At 62.6% G+C, this 18,083-nt stretch carries 16 protein-coding genes and 3 tRNA genes; 9 read left to right on the top strand and 10 right to left on the bottom strand.

The window, feature by feature from the left end; genetic code table 11:
• Window positions 1-66: 66 nt before the first annotated feature.
• A tRNA-Pro gene (locus A3M3_RS0117820) sits at window positions 67-141 on the bottom strand.
• A gap of 152 nt (window positions 142-293) precedes the next feature.
• Between A3M3_RS0117820 and A3M3_RS0117825 the strand changes: the two genes are divergently transcribed.
• Window positions 294-367: transfer RNA gene (locus tag A3M3_RS0117825), tRNA-Gly, on the top strand.
• A 79-nt stretch (window positions 368-446) separates the two neighbouring features.
• On the opposite strand, the gene A3M3_RS0117830 is transcribed toward A3M3_RS0117825, so the two are convergent.
• The 3 genes from A3M3_RS0117830 to A3M3_RS0117840 form a co-directional block, all read right to left on the bottom strand.
• Window positions 447-1,346 (bottom strand): Fpg/Nei family DNA glycosylase, encoded by a 900-nt coding sequence (locus A3M3_RS0117830; protein WP_028267473.1) that lies wholly within the window; start codon window positions 1,344-1,346, stop codon window positions 447-449.
• Window positions 1,346-1,828 carry a ribose-5-phosphate isomerase gene (locus tag A3M3_RS0117835; RefSeq protein ID WP_028267474.1) on the bottom strand — a complete coding sequence of 161 codons (483 nt, stop codon included), beginning with the start codon at window positions 1,826-1,828 and terminating at the stop codon, window positions 1,346-1,348. The genes A3M3_RS0117830 and A3M3_RS0117835 overlap by 1 nt, the downstream gene beginning before the upstream one ends.
• A 137-nt stretch (window positions 1,829-1,965) precedes the next feature.
• Window positions 1,966-2,967: a hypothetical protein gene (locus A3M3_RS0117840; protein ID WP_028267475.1), complete on the bottom strand. Its 1,002-nt coding sequence runs from the start codon at window positions 2,965-2,967 to the stop codon at window positions 1,966-1,968.
• Window positions 2,968-3,107: 140 nt separating this feature from the next.
• Here A3M3_RS0117840 and pepN point away from each other — a divergent pair, with 140 nt between their 5' ends.
• The 4 genes from pepN to A3M3_RS0117860 all read left to right on the top strand — a co-directional run bounded on the left by pepN (window position 3,108) and on the right by A3M3_RS0117860 (window position 7,575).
• Window positions 3,108-5,669, top strand: a complete 2,562-nt coding sequence (gene pepN, locus A3M3_RS0117845; protein WP_231497352.1) for an aminopeptidase N — start codon at window positions 3,108-3,110, stop codon at window positions 5,667-5,669.
• Between the two features lie 96 nt (window positions 5,670-5,765).
• Entirely contained in the window at window positions 5,766-6,245 is a 480-nt protein-coding gene (locus A3M3_RS0117850) for an OsmC family protein (RefSeq protein ID WP_028267477.1), read from the top strand.
• 126 nt (window positions 6,246-6,371) lie between these two features.
• Window positions 6,372-7,100, top strand: coding sequence for a mechanosensitive ion channel family protein (locus A3M3_RS0117855; RefSeq protein WP_051423259.1), 729 nt, complete (start codon window positions 6,372-6,374; stop codon window positions 7,098-7,100).
• Between the two features lie 55 nt (window positions 7,101-7,155).
• Window positions 7,156-7,575, top strand: a complete 420-nt coding sequence (locus A3M3_RS0117860; protein WP_155854466.1) for a globin — start codon at window positions 7,156-7,158, stop codon at window positions 7,573-7,575.
• Between the two features lie 5 nt (window positions 7,576-7,580).
• Here A3M3_RS0117860 and A3M3_RS0117865 read toward each other — a convergent pair whose 3' ends face one another.
• Window positions 7,581-8,255: a hypothetical protein gene (locus tag A3M3_RS0117865; RefSeq protein WP_028267480.1), complete on the bottom strand. Its 675-nt coding sequence runs from the start codon at window positions 8,253-8,255 to the stop codon at window positions 7,581-7,583.
• A 63-nt stretch (window positions 8,256-8,318) separates the two neighbouring features.
• Between A3M3_RS0117865 and A3M3_RS0117870 the strand changes: the two genes are divergently transcribed.
• Complete coding sequence (locus A3M3_RS0117870; protein WP_028267481.1) at window positions 8,319-9,227, top strand: acyl-CoA thioesterase; 909 nt, start codon at window positions 8,319-8,321, stop codon at window positions 9,225-9,227.
• A 90-nt stretch (window positions 9,228-9,317) separates the two neighbouring features.
• On the opposite strand, the gene ettA is transcribed toward A3M3_RS0117870, so the two are convergent.
• The 3 genes from ettA to A3M3_RS0117885 form a co-directional block, all read right to left on the bottom strand.
• Window positions 9,318-11,000 carry an energy-dependent translational throttle protein EttA gene (ettA, locus tag A3M3_RS0117875; protein ID WP_028267482.1) on the bottom strand — a complete coding sequence of 561 codons (1,683 nt, stop codon included), beginning with the start codon at window positions 10,998-11,000 and terminating at the stop codon, window positions 9,318-9,320.
• Window positions 11,001-11,047: 47 nt separating this feature from the next.
• Window positions 11,048-11,317, bottom strand: a complete 270-nt coding sequence (locus A3M3_RS25785; RefSeq protein WP_035742006.1) for a DUF6993 domain-containing protein — start codon at window positions 11,315-11,317, stop codon at window positions 11,048-11,050.
• A 355-nt stretch (window positions 11,318-11,672) separates the two neighbouring features.
• Window positions 11,673-12,239 carry a single-stranded DNA-binding protein gene (locus A3M3_RS0117885; protein ID WP_028267484.1) on the bottom strand — a complete coding sequence of 189 codons (567 nt, stop codon included), beginning with the start codon at window positions 12,237-12,239 and terminating at the stop codon, window positions 11,673-11,675.
• 217 nt (window positions 12,240-12,456) lie between these two features.
• Here A3M3_RS0117885 and A3M3_RS0117890 point away from each other — a divergent pair.
• Window positions 12,457-12,529, top strand: a tRNA-Arg gene (locus A3M3_RS0117890).
• Window positions 12,530-13,067: 538 nt separating this feature from the next.
• On the opposite strand, the gene map is transcribed toward A3M3_RS0117890, so the two are convergent.
• Window positions 13,068-13,835, bottom strand: coding sequence for a type I methionyl aminopeptidase (map, locus tag A3M3_RS0117900; protein ID WP_028267485.1), 768 nt, complete (start codon window positions 13,833-13,835; stop codon window positions 13,068-13,070).
• 136 nt (window positions 13,836-13,971) lie between these two features.
• On the opposite strand from map, the gene A3M3_RS0117905 reads away from it, so the two are divergent.
• On the top strand, window positions 13,972-14,649 hold the full coding sequence (locus tag A3M3_RS0117905; RefSeq protein WP_028267486.1) for a DNA alkylation repair protein: 678 nt from the start codon (window positions 13,972-13,974) through the stop codon (window positions 14,647-14,649).
• A gap of 7 nt (window positions 14,650-14,656) precedes the next feature.
• On the opposite strand, the gene mptB is transcribed toward A3M3_RS0117905, so the two are convergent.
• The gene (gene mptB / locus A3M3_RS25790; protein ID WP_051423261.1) at window positions 14,657-16,228 is read right to left on the bottom strand and encodes a polyprenol phosphomannose-dependent alpha 1,6 mannosyltransferase MptB; all 1,572 of its coding nucleotides are present in this window, start codon (window positions 16,226-16,228) and stop codon (window positions 14,657-14,659) included.
• Between the two features lie 336 nt (window positions 16,229-16,564).
• Here mptB and A3M3_RS0117915 point away from each other — a divergent pair, with 336 nt between their 5' ends.
• A complete protein-coding gene (locus A3M3_RS0117915) occupies window positions 16,565-17,878 on the top strand; it encodes a glycosyltransferase family 87 protein (RefSeq protein ID WP_028267487.1) in 1,314 nt (437 codons plus the stop codon).
• The last annotated feature ends 205 nt before the right edge of the window (window positions 17,879-18,083 follow it).

The following is an 18,083-nucleotide window of genomic DNA, read 5'->3' on the forward strand; positions in this document are numbered from 1 at the left end:
TCTAAGTACTCCTGGTTTTGTGGGATGGGGTTCTGCCGCGCCCCGGATCGGGACAGGCACACAGAGTCGGGGTGACAGGATTTGAACCTGCGACTTCCTGCTCCCAAAGCAGGCGCTCTAGCCAAGCTGAGCTACACCCCGTGAATGCACAGGACAGTCTACGGGTATCTAGCCGGAGAATGCACATTTGACACTTGGCCCCTGAATTAGGTTTAGTTATATCCGGCTTCAACAGCCGCCGGAAAGATGCGCGGAACACCCGGAAGTTCATAAAGGTGCATGCAGTCTTGTCCGGGGACGTAGCTTAATGGTAAAGCCTCAGTCTTCCAAACTGATTACGCGGGTTCGATTCCCGTCGTCCCCTCCACGGAACGAAGGGCCCCTCACCAGGGGCCCTTCGTCGTTTCTGCGTTGTTTCCTGCGTGTTTGCGGGGCGGGGCCGAACGTCAGCTCTGGCAGCCCGGGCACCAGTAGAGCTTGCGCGCACCGATTTCAGCCATCCCCACGGTCTCACCACAGCGACGGCAGGGCTGGCCCTGCCGCTTGTAGACAAAGTGGGCTTCGCCGTCGAGCGCTCCGGCGTTTCCGCCGCTCCAAAGCGCCGCAGGGGTCGTAACAATCCGCCCGTCCCGGACGCCGTCGGACATGGCGGCCACGGTGTCGTCCCACAGAAGTCCGGCGGTTTCAGCATCCAGGGAACTGCCGGAAGCCCATGGATCAATGCGTTGCCGGAAGAGCACTTCCGCGCGGTAGATGTTGCCGATTCCGGCTACCACGGATTGATCCATCAGGAGGAGCCCGACGGCGGTCTTGCGGCGCCGCACGCGTCGCATGAACTCCTCGCGGTTTCCCGGGAGGTTGTGAAGGGGATCGGTACCCAGACGGGCGAGGACAGCCGCCACCTCCGCCTCGGTGATCGCCGCACAGGTAGTGGCTCCCCGCAAGTCCGCCCAGCCGTTCGCCGAGACGAGGCGGACACGCACGGCACCTACCGGCTCGGGCGGCCCCGAGTAGCTGATTCCTGCGTCCGGCCCGGCATCCGGTGAAAAAGCCTCCCGCTCGCCGATCCGCCGGGGAGCCCCGATACTCGAGGCTCCCCGGAAGGATTCGTCACCGCCGAAATTCCACGCGCCATAGAGACCCAAATGGACATGCAGAACCACGCCATGGTCAAAGCGGAGGAAGAGCTGCTTGCCGTGCGCCATTGCTTCCAGCAGCTCATGACCGTCCAAGAGGGACGCACCCGCGGTGAAACGCCCTTGTGGACTGGAAACCCCCAGCGCGTGGCCGGCGAAAACATCCTGGAACTGACGCGCCAGGCGATGGATGGAATGCCCCTCAGGCACTATGCGACGATTTCGCCGGTGTTTTCATAGGTGGCGATCTTTCCGATGCGGCGAACGTGGCGTTCGTCATTGCTGAAAGGTTCCTCCAAGAAGGCCTCGATCAGTTCCGTGGCTTCCTCTACGGTGTGCTGGCGGCCGCCCACGGCAACCACGTTGGCATCGTTGTGTTCGCGGGCCAGCCTTGCCGTGGACAGGTTCCAGGCAAGTGCGGCGCGAACGCCTTTGACCTTGTTTGCCGCAATTTGCTCACCGTTGCCGGACCCGCCCAGGACAATGCCCAATGCATGAACGCCGGCTTTCTGGTCTGCCACCACGGCGGCAGCCGCGTTGATGCAGAACGAAGGGTAGTCATCCAGGGCGTCGTAAACCTTGGGGCCGTGGTCAACCACATCGTAGCCCTTGGCGGTCAGGTGGCTTACGAGGTGGGCGCTGAGCTCCATGCCAGCGTGATCCGTAGCAATGTGGACGCGGGGTGTAGTCACGGAAAGTCCATTCAGTCTGGCGCGCGAACGCGGCGAAGCCGGGCGCGGCGTTGAGGGATGCGGTTCCTAGATTACTAGGACCGGGCCGTTGCCCACCTCTTAAGACGAAGCCGAAAGGCCCGGCGAACTCCCGGCGCTCAGGGGGCAGGTGGCTGCTCGTCGTGCTGGGCCCGTGCCGCGACGCGGTTCAGAATTCCTGCGAGCCGGTCCGCCGTGGCCGAGGTTCCGGCGCTGAAGGCCACCCTGTGGCCGCTGACTTCGCGGACGACGACGGCGGGTCCGCTGCTCACGAGCATGGCCGTAGCTCCTCCGTGGTGCCGAAGCCCCCATCCGCCGAAGTCGGCGGCCCTGACTTCTTGGGCTGCCGCGCCCGCGATGTCTACGGCAGGCACGGTCAGGACTCGGAGGACGCCGGCGACAAAGACCTGCACCCCTCCCCTGTCGGCGCGCACCCGGACGAAGAGGAAACACGCTGCCATCAGGGCGACCACAGCCAGCAACGCGCCGAGCCATGGCAGCGCAATGGCGATCAACGCGGCGGGAAACACGGTGGCCACGCAGATCATGACGAACACCGAACTCCTCGCGTGGACCCAGAGCAACATGGAATCCTCTGCCAGAGCCGGGTCTTCCGCCAGGCTCCTTTCGGTCTCGAGGGCGGCATCGTCTTCCGGAGTCCAGTGTGGATCAGGTTTGAAAGCCATCATCATGACCACGCCAAGGGGCAGGGCCGCTCCGGCGCCCAGCGCGAGGACAGTAGCGTCAACGTGCGAGCTGCGCGCATCGGCAAGGCCTGTTTGTCCTACGAGTCCGGCGGCCAGCACAGCGGTGATGAAGAGGGTCACCATGAGTCCCATGCCCATCATGACCCGCCGCATGATCACTGGCCTGGCAAGGGGAACGGCCTGGGCGAACACGAGCCAACCCGCCAGGACCAGGAACCCGCCTCCGCCAAAAACGTAGGCGGCGAACGGCGCGAAGCTGATTCCGCCGTCGGCGTTCCACGCAATGGCGACCGGATCCGGAAGGTTGTTGCGCAGCATGAGCGCGCACACCGTGAATGCCGCGGCCAGCAGCAGCGGAAATGCCACCGCAAAGCGGAGTGCCCGGAGGTCCAACGAGTCGCGCATCTTTCCCATGATTCCAACGCTACCCTTGGCCGGCGACACTATGATCCAGCTTCCTTGCCAAGCCGGCATCGAGTGAAAGAATGACTTCACAGTGCCGGTGCTGGCTGAACCCATCCGGCTTCTTGCAACCCATTCTTGGAGGCACCACTTTGCCAGGCCTGAACCTGACGCGCACCGAAGCCGGACATCGCGCGGAACTGCTCACCGTGACTTCGTATGACGTCGCCCTCGACTTGACGAAGGGTGCCACTGTCTTCGGCTCCACCACGGTGGTGAAATTCACGGCCGCCGAAGGTTCCTCGAGCTTCATCGACGCGATCACGGAGACGGTGCACAGCGTGACGCTCAACGGCACCGAACTTGATCCCGCGGTGGTGTCCGACGGCGTACGCATCCAGCTGCCCGAGCTCGCCGCCGAGAACGAGCTCAGGATCGTCGCCGATGCGCCGTACATGAACACCGGTGAGGGCCTGCACCGTTTCGTGGACCCCGTCGACAACGAGGTCTACCTGTACACCCAATTCGAGGTGCCCGATTCCCGCCGCATGTTCGCTGTGTTCGAGCAGCCGGACCTGAAAGCGGCATTCACGTTCACGGTCACCGCACCCTCGCACTGGGACTTGATCTCCAACTCCCCCACCCCGGTACCCGTGGAAACCACTCCCGGGGACGACGGCGGTGCCCGCTCCGTCTGGCACTTCGCACCCACCCCCCGTATCTCCTCCTATGTCACCGCCCTGATCGCGGGCCCCTACCAATCGGTCCGCAGCAAGGTCACCAGCTCCGACGGCCGGGTGATCCCGCTCGGTGTGTTCGCCCGCAAATCCCTCATGCAGTACCTGGACGCCGACAACATCTTCGAACTGACCCGACAAGGTTTCGAGTTCTTCGAGGCCCAGTTCGGCTTCCCGTATCCCTTCGAGAAGTACGATCAACTGTTCGTTCCCGAGTTCAACGCCGGCGCCATGGAAAACGCCGGCGCAGTGACAATCCTCGAGGGCTACGTCTTCCGGAGCAAGGTCACCGACGCCCAGATCGAACGCCGCGCCATCACCGTGCTGCACGAACTGGCCCACATGTGGTTCGGGGACCTCGTGACGATGCGCTGGTGGAACGACCTCTGGCTCAACGAGTCCTTTGCCGAGTACATGTCCCACCTCGCCGCAGTCGAGAACACCGAATTTGACCGTGCGTGGACCACTTTCGCTTCCGTGGAGAAGTCCTGGGCGTACCGGCAGGACCAGCTGCCCACGACGCACCCGATTTTCGCCGAGATCAACGATCTTCAGGATGTCGAGGTGAACTTTGACGGCATCACGTATGCCAAGGGTGCCTCGGTCCTCAGGCAGCTTGTTGCCTGGGTCGGCCCTGAACAATTCATGGCCGGCGTCCGCGAATACTTCCAGAAACATGCTTGGCAGAACACCGAACTCGCGGACCTCATGAAGGAACTCGAGGCCGCGAGCGGCCGCGACTTGGACCAGTGGGGCAAGCTCTGGCTCGAGACCGCAGGCGTCAACACGCTCTCCCCCGAGCTCGATGTCGACTCCGACGGCACCATTACGTCTTTTGCGATCCGGCAGACAGCCATCGACGAACAGCCCACCCTGCGCCCACACCGCCTCGCCGTGGGCTTCTACAACCTCTCAACCGAAGGCAAGCTCGAACGCACCCACAGGGAAGAGCTCGACGTCGACGGTCCCCGGACCGATGTCCGTGCCCTTGCCGGGCTGGCGCGTCCGGACCTGGTACTGCTCAACGACGACGATCTCGCGTATGCGAAGGTCCGCCTTGACCCGGTGTCGCTGGCGACCGCGAAGGCCCACCTGAAGGACTTCGCCGGCAGCCTCCCGCGAACCCTGGTGTGGGGCTCGGCATGGGATGGCGCCCGCGACGGCGAAACCCCCGCCCGCGGCTACGTTGACTTGATCCTGGCCAACATCGCCTCCGAGACCGATTCCTCCGTGATCCTGGTCCAGCTGCGGCAGCTCGCCACCACACTCAGCTACTACGTCGCCGCGGAACACAAGGAAGCGGCCACCGTAGCTGCCGCGGACAAGCTGTGGGAGCTCGCTTCCACCGTGGCCTCCGGATCGGACGCCCAGCTCCAGTTCGTGAAGTCCTTCGCTTTGCTCGCCGCCAGCAGTTCCCAACTGGACACCGTCCAGTCGGTCTTGGACGGCGGTACCGTCCTGGACGGCCTCACTGTCGACCAGGACCTGCGTTGGGAACTCCTGACGTCGCTGGTGGTGGGCAGCCGCGCGGGCCAGGAGCGGATCAACGCCGAACTTGAGCGCGATCACACGGCCAACGGCCAGAATGCTGCCGCCTTGGCAACAGCCGCCCTCCCCACTCCCGAGGGCAAAGCCGAAGCGTGGAACAAGATTGTTGTGACGGGCGAGCTCTCCAACGCCATCCAAAGCTCCGCCGTCGCGGGCTTCACCCGGGTGCTGGACACCTCCCTGCTTGAACCGTACGCCGAAAAGTACTTCGAGGCAGTCCCGGAAATTGTCGCCAACCGCACCCACGCGCTGGCCCAGCAGATCGTCGTCGGACTCTACCCTGCGCAGCTGACCACCCAGGCCACCGTGGATCGCACGGACAAGTTCCTGGCTGAGCTGCAGGCGGACAGCAACGCTCTGCGGCGCATGATGCTCGAAAACCGCGACGGCGTCGCCCGCGCCCTCAAGGCCCGCGCGGCAGACGTCTAGCCGCAGCGCACAAAGCACCGCAAGGGCCCGCTTCCGCTCGCCGGAACCGGGTCCTTGCGTATGCGGGGGCGAAAGGACCGCCGCTAGACTTTCCGCATGAGCCTGGACGAACACCGCTACTCCTTGACCGTTCGCTGGACCGGAAACCTGGGCAGTGGAACCTCCAGCTACCGTGGTTATGCCCGCGACCACGACATCGAGATCCCCGGCGTGCCCGTCCTCAAGGGCTCCTCTGACCCGGCCTTCCACGGGGATAAGAGCCGATACAACCCTGAGCAACTGCTCCTCGCCGCCCTGTCCCAGTGCCATATGTTGTCGTTCCTGCATGTCGCGGTCAAACATGGAGTGGTGGTGACCGACTACGTCGATCAGGCCGAGGGCATGATGCGGCTCAATCGCGATGGCAGCGGCCAGTTCGAGAGCGTCACCTTGAAGCCGCACGTCACGGTTGCAGACCCGGCGCATGTCTCCCTCGTGGCCGAGTTGCACCGCGAGGCGAACCGGCTGTGCTTCATCGCCCGGAGCGTCAACTTTCCCGTTCTGCATGAGCCGAACACGACGGCGGCCGCCAGCTAGCCGTACCACTCGCCTGATGCGCTTCCGGCCACGCTACGGGGATAGGGTTGACCGTGGAAAGAGTATTCCGCGCCCGGCGAAAAGGGCCCGGCGAACAATTGGATCCCGTGAGGAGCATTCCCGCACATGAACGTCGCCTCGTCGACCGACAACATCGTGGCCGATGCAGCCAAGATCGATTTCGCGTCAATCTTCGTGACGCTGGGCATTGGCTTGGTGGTCTGGGTGGTAGCCCGGTTCATCATTCTGCGTATTACGCGCCGCGTAGCTGAGGGCACCAGCTTCTTCAAGAAACCTCATTTCAGGTGGGTCCAGCCGGCTTTCCGGGCACTCGACCATGAACGGCGCGCCCAACGCGCCCACACCATTGGCTCCCTGCTGACAAGCGTGCTGAGCGTTGTGGTGGTGGTCATCGTCATCATCTACGTCCTCAAATACCTGAATGTAGATATTGCCCCGCTGCTCACAAGCGTCGGGATTTTGGGTGTGGCCATCGGCTTTGGCGCCCAACAACTCATCCGCGATTTCCTGTCCGGCATCTTCATCACCATCGAGGACCAGTTCGGGATCGGCGATGTGATCGTGACCACCGAAGTGATTGGCACCGTTGAATCGGTCGGTCTCCGGATCACCCGTCTCAGGGCTGAAGACGGCGCCATCTGGTATCTGCGCAACGGGGAGATCCTGAGGGTGGGCAACCGCTCGCAGGGAGACTACGTGCCGGAGGAACCAGCCGTCCCGAATGATCTTCCGCCTGCACCCCCGGGTGCTGCGCCTGCCGAAACGGCTGCATCCGGTGCGCCTCAATCGTCAAAGGAATCCCTCAAGATTCAAGAGCAGAAAGCAGGTGAGTGACATTAGTAGCCAGCCGGAATCCGCAACACCGCAACCGGCCGAACGACGGCAGTTGATGCAAAACGATCCGTTCAGCCAGCCTGCCTACACCGACAGCTTCTACGAGGCCGTCGGAGGGCACGAGACTTTCGCGAAACTCATCGATGTCTTTTACGACGGCGTCGCCGGAGATCCATTGCTTCGGCCCATGTACCCCGAACAAGACCTCGCCCCGGCGAAGCGACGGTTCCTCATGTTTCTTGAGCAGTATTGGGGCGGTCCGGGCACCTACAGCGCGGAACGCGGGCACCCCCGCTTGAGGATGCGGCACATGCCCTTCCAGGTGACACCGGAAGCCAAGGACCGCTGGCTCTTCCACATGCGCGCGGCAGTGGACTCCCTCGGCTTGTCGCCGCTTCACGAAGGTACGCTGTGGGACTACATGGAGAGGGCTGCGCTCACGATGGTCAACAGCCCATCGGTCCAGAAACCTTAAGCGGCTCAGCGAGCTTGTAAGCCCAGTCCGGATCCGGATCGTGCCAGAATGTGGCCCCGGCTCCCGCTAAGCCGGAACCAACGGCCGTTGCGGAAGAGCCTGTGTTCACCGTCGCCAAGGAAACCGAGCGCCAAGGCCGCGAACGCCGCGCCTGCGGGTACGCCGTCGAGTCCTGGAATCTCCCGCCCCCACACTGTTGCCCTGGCATTGTTGACGATCAACGCACCAGGCTGATCCGGAACAATCCCGGCCACCTCGGCAATGCCGGCATTTGCGACTGACTTGAGTTCGGCGTCGGGCACTGAACGCAGTGGTTCCCAGCCGCTGCGGGGCGCCCCGACTCCGGCCCAAGATTCGGAAACGGTCGACGGCGGGATCGGAAGCTCGACGTCGTCGGCACCGGAGCGCGCCAGGCGGTCCAGGACCGAGGACAGGGTCACAGTGACGTCCGCATGCGCATCCTCGGCGAGGGCGATGGTCCGAAGCCCGAGGATGGTCGGTGTCGCTTCGCCCAGGAGGCGCGGCCTCAGGACGCACACATAGGCAGCCAGGACGCGTCCGGAAGCCTGCAGCCGGATAGCGCCGTCATCGATGCTCTTGGCTCGCGTGGCATAGGTGCGGAGATCCGCCAGATCACGGGGATCGACGAAATGGAAGGACTGGGTCAGTACATCGGACACATCATCGACTCTACCGGCATGTCCTCGGTTGAGAGGGGTCCGGGCGGCGTCTAGAGTCGAACCATGACTGACGCGCACGCGGGCCTGGAACATCAGGTTGCCCTTGAGGACCCAACATCCACCCTCATCGAACTACTGTCCCTGGCCGACTTCGACGGCGCGAGGACAGCAGAGGACATCTTCCTTGGGCCGTCCCAGAAACAGCCGCGCCACCGCGTGTTCGGCGGACAGGTGCTGGCCCAATCGCTCGTGGCCGGTATGCGCACTGTGGCGGAGGACCGCACTGTCCATTCCATGCATGGCTACTTCCTTCGTCCCGGAGACGCCAACCAGGCCATCACTTTCAGCGTTGAACGGCTCCGCGACGGACGCTCATTCTCCGCGCGACGGGTGCACGCGTACCAGGAGGGACAACCGATCCTGTCGATGATCGCCTCCTTCCAGACCGAGGCAGCCGGCGTTGAGCACCAGTCCTCGATGCCGGCCGGAATTCCGGATCCCGAAACCCTGCCAAGTACCGCGGAAATCCTGCAGAAGTACGACCATCCACTCGCGCGCCATATGTCCTTCGAGCGTCCCTTCGACGTCCGCCACGTCGACCCCGCACTTTACGTGGAAGCGCCCACGGAGCACGTAGCCAGCAACGCAGTGTGGATGAAGACCTTCGGCCCGATGCCGGACGACCCCAATCTTCATCTGGCAGCCCTGGCCTACGCGAGCGACTACACCATCCTGGAATCGGTGTTGCGCAAGAACGGATTGAGCTGGATGACTCCGGGCATGAGCGTGGCGAGCCTCGACCACGCCATGTGGTGGCATCGACCCGTCCGCGTGGACGAATGGCTACTGTACGTACAGGAGTCCCCCAGCGCCCAGGGCGCCCGCGGGCTGGCCACCGGCAAGATCTTCAGCCGCGATGGACAGCATGTGGCCACCGTGGCGCAGGAGGGTATGCTCCGGATTCCGCGGTAGCTGCCGTTTTTAGCGTAGCTGCGGCGTAACACAGAAGGCCGGCGCCCCGGGATATTCCCGGGGCGCCGGCCTTCTCGAGTCGTATCGCTCTTAGTCGCGAGTCAACTTGCGGTGCGTGACCCGGTGCGGCTTGGCCGCGTCCGCGCCGAGGCGCTCCACCTTGTTTTCCTCGTAGGACTCGAAGTTACCCTCGAACCAGTACCACTTCGACGGGTTTTCCTCGTCACCTTCGTAGGCGAGGATATGGGTGGCAACCCGATCGAGGAACCACCTGTCGTGAGAGACCACTACCGCGCAGCCGGGGAACTCGAGCAAGGCGTTCTCAAGGCTGCTGAGGGTTTCGACGTCGAGGTCGTTGGTGGGCTCGTCAAGCAGCAGCAAGTTTCCGCCCTGCTTGAGGGTGAGGGCCAGGTTCAGGCGGTTACGCTCACCGCCCGAGAGCACTCCGGCCTTCTTCTGCTGGTCCGGTCCTTTGAAGCCGAAGGCGGCCACGTAGGCACGCGATGGCATTTCAACGTGGCCCACCTGGATGAAGTCCAGGCCGTCGGAGACGACCTCCCACAGGGTCTTGTTGGGATCGATGCCGCCGCGGCTCTGATCGGCGTAGGAGATCTTGACGGAGTCACCGATCTTCAGGTCGCCGCCGTCAAGCGGTTCCAGCCCGACGATCGTCTTGAACAAGGTGGTCTTGCCAACGCCGTTGGGGCCAATGACGCCGACGATGCCGTTTCGGGGCAGCGTGAACGACAGGCCATCGATGAGGGTTCGGTCTTCGAAGCCTTTTTGCAGGTTCTTCGCCTCCAGGACCAGGCCACCAAGACGCGGTCCCGGCGGAATCTGGATTTCTTCGAAGTCGAGCTTTCTGGTGCGATCGGCCTCGGCTGCCATTTCCTCATAGCGGGCCAGACGGGCCTTCGACTTGGTCTGACGGCCCTTGGCGTTGGAACGGACCCACTCAAGTTCTTCGGTCAGGCGCTTGGCTTGCTTCGCGTCCTTCTTGCCCTGGATTTCCAGGCGGGCGCGCTTCTTCTCCAAGTACGTGGAGTAATTGCCTTCGTACGGGTACAGGCGGCCGCGGTCCACTTCACAAATCCACTCGGCGACGTGGTCCAGGAAGTAGCGATCGTGAGTGATGGCGAGGACGGCACCAGGGTAGGACGAGAGGTGCTGCTCCAACCACAGAACACTTTCTGCGTCCAAGTGGTTGGTGGGTTCGTCAAGGAGCAGGAGGTCAGGCTTCTGGAGCAGCAGCTTGCAAAGCGCTACACGGCGGCGCTCACCACCGGACAGGACAGTCACGTCAGAGTCACCCGGCGGGCAGCGGAGTGCGTCCATGGCTTGTTCGAGCTGGGAATCGATGTCCCAGGCATCTGCCGCGTCGATGGCTTCCTGGAGGTGGCCCATTTCCTCCAGCAGGGTGTCGTAGTCGGCATCCGGGTTGGCCATTTCCTCGGAGATCTCGTTAAAGCGCTGGATCTTCGAGTAGATCTCGCCCACGCCTTCCTGGACGTTGCCCAGGACGGTCTTTTCCTCGTTCAGGGGCGGCTCCTGCAGGAGGATGCCCACGGAGTAGCCGGGGCTGAGGCGGGCTTCGCCATTCGACGGTGTGTCGATGCCGGCCATGATCTTCAGGATCGTGGATTTGCCGGCTCCGTTCGGGCCCACCACACCGATCTTCGCGCCAGGGAAGAACGACATGCTGACATCGTCCAGGATTAGTTTTTCGCCAACGGCCTTGCGAGCCTTGGTCATCGTGTAAATGAATTCCGCCATGCCGTTAAATCTAATGGGTGGCAAGGCATAACTCACATTCGTGCCTGCTAGCGCGAATCTCCCACGAAGCATTTGCCACTCGCCAGCACGGGCAGCACGGACACTGAGACCTGGCCTTCCCTGATCTCGCCCATGACGCAGTCCTTGTCCAATCTGGCCGCTGCCTCAATGGCGTCGACGTCCAGACCGGTCGGTGTCTTGCTGGCGGTCACCTCCAACGTCGGGGCAGGAATACCGGCCGAAACGAGTTGCGATCGCAGTGCTTCTTGCGTCGGTTTGGGGGATGTCGCAGCAAGCGTCATCAGGGCGGTCTCCATGGTCTGCTTCAGGGTCGCCGCACCCGCGCTGAGCGAAGCCGGTGCTGAGGGGTTTCCGGCACTGGGTGTGACAGCTGGAGTAGCACCGGCTGTACTCGATGGGGCACGCGATGAGACCGGCGTACTTCCTGACACCACAGGAGCAGGTGCCGTGCAGCCGGCCACCAGCCCGGCCACAAGTAACGGGACTGCAAGCAGCAAACCCCGGCTTCCGGCCGCGTGGCGGCGTCCTGATGGTTTTCGCGGCGTTCCCCTGCTCATCACCCGGCCATTCTGCCATGCGGCGCACTATCTTCCGCACCGCATGGCATCCGCGGATATCCGAGGCATCCGCTCTTTCGGCACGAGCGTCATCTCAGGCCCGGGCGTCTACAAGTTCTCCGGTGTCAGCATGAACAAGAACCGCCTCATCGTTTTCTCCGGCCGAAAGAATAACCTCCCGCTCGGCTGCAACACTGCCGTCCTCGTCGTCATGCGGGCCCTCTTCACCGTCTTCATCCGCCGAAGGCCAAGGGTTTTCAGGCTCCACCCCGGTGGCCGCGGGCACGCTCTGCGGGCTGGTGCTACCGGAGGTCCGGATGAAGTTCGCCGAGCCCCACATGAGGTCATGCCCCACCGACTCGGCCACGATTTCGGCAACATGGTAGATCTTGCCGTCGTGTTCCCACTGCCTCAGCTTGAGTTTCCCGACCACGATGACCCGCTGGCCCTTCTTGACGCTGCATCCGATGTTTCCGGCAAGATGCCTGAACGCTTGAACGCTGAACCAATTGGTGTTGCCATCCACCCAGGCGTCGTTCGCGCGGTCGAACCTGCGCGCAGTGGAGCCAAGCCGGAACGAGGCCGTCCCCGTCCCGCCCGGGGTCGTCGAACTCCTGGGTTCCGAGGCAACGAATCCCCGGACAGTGATGATGTCATTCATAGTCTTGTCCTAACGTGAGTTGAGCTGCCTGTATGGCTCTTTCAGCTTCACGTGCCGCGAACTTCCGCGGCAGTATCCACTTCGCGTATGTGGATAGCCAGACCCCATCGCCGCCTGTGGGGGAAGAGTCGCGGACCCGCTGAGCTGGCTACACAGGCTGCTGGCGCAATGTAAACTCTTGATGGCGCCTCAGCCACGTGCTGTGCGTGCGCCGCCTGCCTCGGTAGCTCAGAGGATAGAGCAGGAGCCTTCTAATCTCTTGGTCGGGGGTTCGATTCCCTCCCGGGGCACGCAAAGAGCGGCTCTGACCTGCGGAAACGTAGATCAGGGCCGCTTCTGGTTTCGTTAAGCCGTGAAGACCCACGGCCTAACGCACAAGCCAATCCGTGTCGTCCGGCCTCGCTGCACCCTGGGCTGTTCCCATGATCCCGAACGTCGCCGGCTCCGGTGTCGTCACCACCAACCCCGCGACCTGGTCCGACGTCGAAAAACTCTTCGACGTCTGCGGCGAGTAGTCGCGCTGTTGGTGCCGATGGTTCGCTCTCGTCGGCCAGGATCGGAAGACCACTCCACTGCCGGAGCGGTGTGGCTGCCGCATTGCTGAATGCCGCCGTCGGGCATGCATTCGCGCTTGGCGCCGAGATCGTGGAAGGCTACCCCGTTGGTCCCTCGCTTCGGCCCAAAGCCGCTTCGGCCGATCTCTACCAAGGAACGGTATCAACTTGTTCGCGGACGCCGGTTTCACGATAGTTTCCAGAGCGGTAGAGGAGAGGGCGTTCATGCGCTTTGGGCGCCGACTTTGACCAGTCCGGATTCCGGAGCCCCCGCCTACGGCAGTGTCAAAATAACCGGACCTTCCGCGGTAATCGCAACCGTATGTTCGCTGTGCGCCGCACGCCGGCCGTTGGCGGAGCGCAAGGTCCACTGATCGTCGTCATGGTAATAATCATCGCTCCCACCCAGGATCAACATCGGCTCAATAGCGATGACCAGGCCCTCCACAAGCTTCATGCCGCGGCCCGGCCGGCCGATGTTCGGCACGCTCGGTTCTGCGTGCATAGTCCGGCCAATACCGTGTCCACCGTGATCGGCAAGGATCCCGTAGCCACTCCGTTTGGCCTCCCCGCCAACGGCGTACGCAAGGTCGCCCATCTTGTTTCCCACCCGGGCGGCCTCGACTCCGCGAGCGAGCGCGGCCGCCGTAGCATCGATCAAATCCTGATCCACCGGATCCGGACTACCCACAATGAAGCTGATTGCGGCGTCCCCGCACCATCCCTCGACGAATGCCCCGCAGTCGACGCTCAGCAGATCGCCGTCCCGCAAGACGTATCCGTTCGGGATGCCGTGCACCACGGCGTCGTTGACGCTCGTGCAAATGACCCCTGGGAACGGTGTGGACGCCCACCGCGGACGGTAATTCAGGAATGCAGGCTTGGCTCCGGCGGCTTCGATGACGGAAACCGCGATGTCGTCGAGCTCCTTGAGCGACACTCCAACCGCGGCTTGCGAACGAACCGTGGAAAGCGTGTTGGCAACAACCCTCCCGGCTTCGCGCATGAGCGCAATCTCTTCTGGCGTCTTCACCATGGACATAACAAGCCTCCGAAACGGGGGTAACCAAGGGGCCCGGGCCGCGAAGTGAACTCTTCCCACCACTCTATTGGCGCCCCGGTGCCAGTCAACCGGGTGGCGCGTCCGAGCCTGCGCCGGAGTGTCCTAGAGTCGATGTATGGAACACCGAAGGATCGCTGTTATCCGGGAACGTCTGCATGCGGAGGCGGATCCCGACCGCGCACAAGCGGCACAAGCGTACATGAAGTCATCCATGCCTTCCCTCGGGGTCAGAGTCCCTGTAGTCCGCCGCATAGTCCTGGCGACCGCGAAGGAACTGCCTTTCGAGTCGCCCGCTGAACTGCGTGACGACGTCCGGCACTTGTGGCGCGAGGCCACCTGGCGGGAGGAACGCTATGCAGCCATCGATCTGACCTCGCTCAAGTCCGTTGCCAAGGACCTGGAGATGTTGCCGCTCTACGAGGAAATCATCCGGACAGGTTCATGGTGGGACTTCGTGGACGGAGTCTCCGACCGCATCTGCACCCTTCTGCAGCACCACCGGAGCACGCTGACCCCTCTCCTGCGCGAGTGGGCAACGGACGAAGACCTCTGGATCCGCCGCGCCGCCATCACCTCCCAGCTCAAGGCAAAGTCGGCAACCGACAAGGAACTTCTCGCCGCGGTGCTCGACGCCAACCTCACCGACAAGGAGTTCTTCATCAGAAAGGCCATCGCTTGGGCACTAAGGGAGTACGCCAAAACCGATCCCCGATGGGTGCGGAATTACGCGGAAGCCCGGCGAACCGGACTCAGTCCTTTGTCAATGCGAGAGGCGATGAAACACCTCGGCTGAAGCGCGTTCAGGGCTTTGGTTTGAACTTCAGAATCCCTCGCCGCGGGCGGAACAAGACGTGGGTCTTCTTGTCGTAGAACACGAGGTAGGCAATGAAAAGGACCGCAATGGCGATGGCCACCCCACGCACCACAGCCAGGGGGATCCACGGGAAGACACTCAATTGGTCTGTCAGAGCGATAAGGGTGAAGAACGCCGTCAGATAGAAGACCGTCCGAAGCTGCGGGCCGTCCGCGATACCCGTCACCGTAAAGAACACCAGCAGCCAGACCATGTACCAAGGCTGGATGACCGGCGCAAGCACGACGACGGCGGCAAAGGCCCGGGCCATGCGCCGGAGCACGGTCTTGTTGAACTCGGACTCGCCGTCGATCGGCGCACGCATAGCGATCCCGCGACCCGGCGTACGCACTGCGAGCCAAACAATGGCAAGCGCCGAAACCGCCGTTCCGATGGTTTGGATCACGTCAGTCACCGGAACGCCAGGACCGCCGAAAAGTCCGACGACGAAGCCCGCTGTGTGGGCCAGCAGACCCACCGGTGCGTACCAAATCCACACCGTTCCAGGGGTTTGCAGGGCACCAAGCCAGCCAAATCCCAAACCGTTCACCATACCCGCGGCGGCCAGGAGGCCCAGGGACAAGACCAACGTGGCCGTCCAACAGATCATTCTGCGGCCCCAACCGGCGCGGGCACCAGCCCACAGCAGCCCGGCGAAAGGCAACGCAATCAAGGTAATTGGCTTGATTGCGATCGAAGCGGTGATCAGCACGATTCCAAGCACGGGTCGCTTGACCGAGGCGAAATACAACCCGGCAACAACAAGTCCCAACATCAAGGAGTCGTTATGGGCGCTGGCGATGAAGTTGCACAAGAGCACAGGGTTGAGGACCCCGAGCCAAAGCGCCCGCTCCGGGTTCACGCCATGGAGCGCGGCCAATCGGGGAACGTACACGGCAAGCAGCAAGACTCCGGCCAGCGCAGCCAGTCGGAAGGGAACCAGGGCAAGCTCGGGGACGCCTGCGCTGAGCCACACGGCTCCCTGTTCAAACCATAGCCACAGGGGACCGTAGGGGGTGGGTGCTTCCGTCCACATTTTGTCGGGTCCGAGCGAGAAGTAGTTACTCAACGCGGAAATGCCGTTGGTATACGGATCCACGCCTTGCTCCATGAGCCGGCCTTGGCCGATGTAGGCGTAGGAGTCCCTGCTGAACAGCGGCAAGCTGAACATCAACGGAACTGACCACATCCACAACGCACGCCGGAGCACAGGATGCGCCGAGCCGTTCCATCCGCCGATCCGTTGTGCAATTCGCAGCCACGAGCGCAAGAGCAAGAGTGCCCCGAGGCAGAGCATCACCGTGCACAGGATCACTCCGACCGGAGATGTCCTGGCCATGATGAAGAGGGGCATACGGATCAGGGCACTGCTGCTTGCGAGCCAACCAACTCCGACAGAGCCGACCACCATGAGCAAAGACCCGATGAAACCCTGAAGGATCGCCGTCCTTGCGGCCTTTGCGATTACCGTAGCGTCCGCCGGCGCGTTGGAGCCGTCAAGCGCCTCTGGATGAGCCAACGAACTCCTCACCTCACGCTCGCGAAACTTCGACAAACCATCAAACAAAATCCTGTCCGGTTCCCTGCCGCCTCCCGGCCAAAATGGATTCGCCGGCTGCCATGGATTATTGCAACTCTAGCATCGTCGCCCGCAGCCTCCCGGGGGTCTGCAGCCCACGGGTCGGCCTGCGAAAGTGGCCTGAGATAGGATGGAACGGGCCTTATCTCGATGCCGAAGACCCCCAGCCATGCTGCTCCGCCATGAGATTGGACGGAACCGGTGTTGTCTGCAGTGGCCCGGTGCCGCTAAGGCTTGCGGTGCCCCTGTGACGATTACTACGACAAGGATCCTCCCATTTCCACGGACTCATTCTTCAGCGCGCTCACACGGTTCCGTCATCGTGTTCTTCCAGCTTCCTGGGAGGCGAAGCTCAATACCCCCAAAGGCCTGCTGGCGGCCTTCTGCGTGGTGCATTTGGTGTTCCTCGTGTTCGCTTTGACCATTTCTCTTCGTGGAGAAGCGTTCAGCGACACCTTCATCTATCGGGAATGGACCTCTGCGGGGTTCAGGGATGAAAACCTCAGCAGCGGACCTAGTCCATGGGTCTACCCCATCTTGGCCTTGATACCGATGGCCATCGCCGGGTTGGCTGGACCCGGCCCCTTCTTCTTCCTATGGGTGGTCATGATCACCGTGCTCGACGGCGTGGCTATCGCCAAGCTCACGGGGTGGGGACGGCGTAGGGAGGCAATCCCGGCTGCATGGTGGTGGCTGGTGTTCGTCTTCATCATGGGCTGGCTGGGATTCGCCCGGGTGGATGGATTTACCGCGCCCATCGTACTGATCGCGTTGGCGTACGGAGTGTCGAACCCTTTCATAGCCTCGACGCTTCTGAGTGTTGCAACCTGGATGAAGGTCTGGCCGGCTGCCGTCATGCTCTCCTTGTTCACCGTAGTCAAGGACAGGACCCGCGTCGTTGCAGCCGGTATTCTGACCAGCGCTGTGGTGATTGCTCTGGCCGCTGCCGTAGGGGCGCTCCCCAAGCTCCTCAACTTTCTCACCCAACAAGGCGATCGTGGCATGCAACTGGAAGCGACTTTCACCACTCCTTGGTTGTGGCTCTCGGTCCTCCATGTCGGTGACGCACGGATGTACATGAACACGGACATCAACTCGGTGCAGGTGGACGGCCCGGGAACACCGTTCATGTCACAACTGATGCAGCCGCTTCTTGTCTTGGCCGCGCTCGTGGTGGCTGCCCTGATTTTTTGGGCCCTGCACAACGGCAAGCGAAGCGGTGGGGCTGACCGTACGGAACTATTGTTGGCCGGCTCCCTGACCATGGCCACCGCCTTCGTGGTTTTCAACAAGGTCGGATCCCCACAGTTCATGGTTTGGCTGGCGCCGGCTGTGGCCGTCGGACTCGTCCACAGCCGGAGTGAATGGCGCGTCCCCGCAGCCATGCTCATTGCCATTGCTGTGGCGACCTACTTTATCTACCCCCTCTTCTACGATGCCCTCAGCCACAACAACCCTTGGATGGCCTTGGTTTTGACTGTGCGCAATGCCTTGCTGGTGGTGCTCTTCTGCTGGTCCGTACGCCGGCTGTATCTTTTGGGCAAGAAGACCCCCGCGAATGAACCGGCCGATGCCGGCAAGGAGATCTGAGACTTCCGTTCGATTCTTGGGCGGGCTGGTCGCGTGCGCGGCCAGCCCGCCGTCGTCTTTTGGGTTATAGGACAAAACGTGTGTAAATCCCGGGCGCGTCATGACCGCCCAGGGATCGTCTTCGCTCGGATGTCGGATTCTGCTCAAACATTCGAATGGACAAATTCCGGCCCCTCGGACTCACAGACTCACGGGACCGGCAACT

It is taken from the genome of Arthrobacter sp. MA-N2 (assembly GCF_000517125.1).
Taxonomy (GTDB): domain Bacteria; phylum Actinomycetota; class Actinomycetes; order Actinomycetales; family Micrococcaceae; genus Arthrobacter; species Arthrobacter methylotrophus.

Excerpts from the sequence above, each read along its gene's own strand:
- A3M3_RS0117840 (WP_028267475.1), bottom strand. The coding sequence starts at position 2,967 with ATGGGAAAGATGCGCGACTCGTTGGACCTCCGGGCACTCCGCTTTGCG.
- A3M3_RS0117855 (WP_051423259.1), top strand. The coding sequence starts at position 6,372 with ATGAACGTCGCCTCGTCGACCGACAACATCGTGGCCGATGCAGCCAAG.
- A3M3_RS0117905 (WP_028267486.1), top strand. The coding sequence starts at position 13,972 with ATGGAACACCGAAGGATCGCTGTTATCCGGGAACGTCTGCATGCGGAG.
- A3M3_RS25785 (WP_035742006.1), bottom strand. The coding sequence starts at position 11,317 with ATGGAGACCGCCCTGATGACGCTTGCTGCGACATCCCCCAAACCGACG.
- ettA (WP_028267482.1), bottom strand. The coding sequence starts at position 11,000 with ATGGCGGAATTCATTTACACGATGACCAAGGCTCGCAAGGCCGTTGGC.
- A3M3_RS0117885 (WP_028267484.1), bottom strand. The coding sequence starts at position 12,239 with ATGAATGACATCATCACTGTCCGGGGATTCGTTGCCTCGGAACCCAGG.
- A3M3_RS0117870 (WP_028267481.1), top strand. The coding sequence starts at position 8,319 with ATGACTGACGCGCACGCGGGCCTGGAACATCAGGTTGCCCTTGAGGAC.
- A3M3_RS0117860 (WP_155854466.1), top strand. The coding sequence starts at position 7,156 with ATGCAAAACGATCCGTTCAGCCAGCCTGCCTACACCGACAGCTTCTAC.
- map (WP_028267485.1), bottom strand. The coding sequence starts at position 13,835 with ATGTCCATGGTGAAGACGCCAGAAGAGATTGCGCTCATGCGCGAAGCC.
- A3M3_RS0117850 (WP_028267477.1), top strand. The coding sequence starts at position 5,766 with ATGAGCCTGGACGAACACCGCTACTCCTTGACCGTTCGCTGGACCGGA.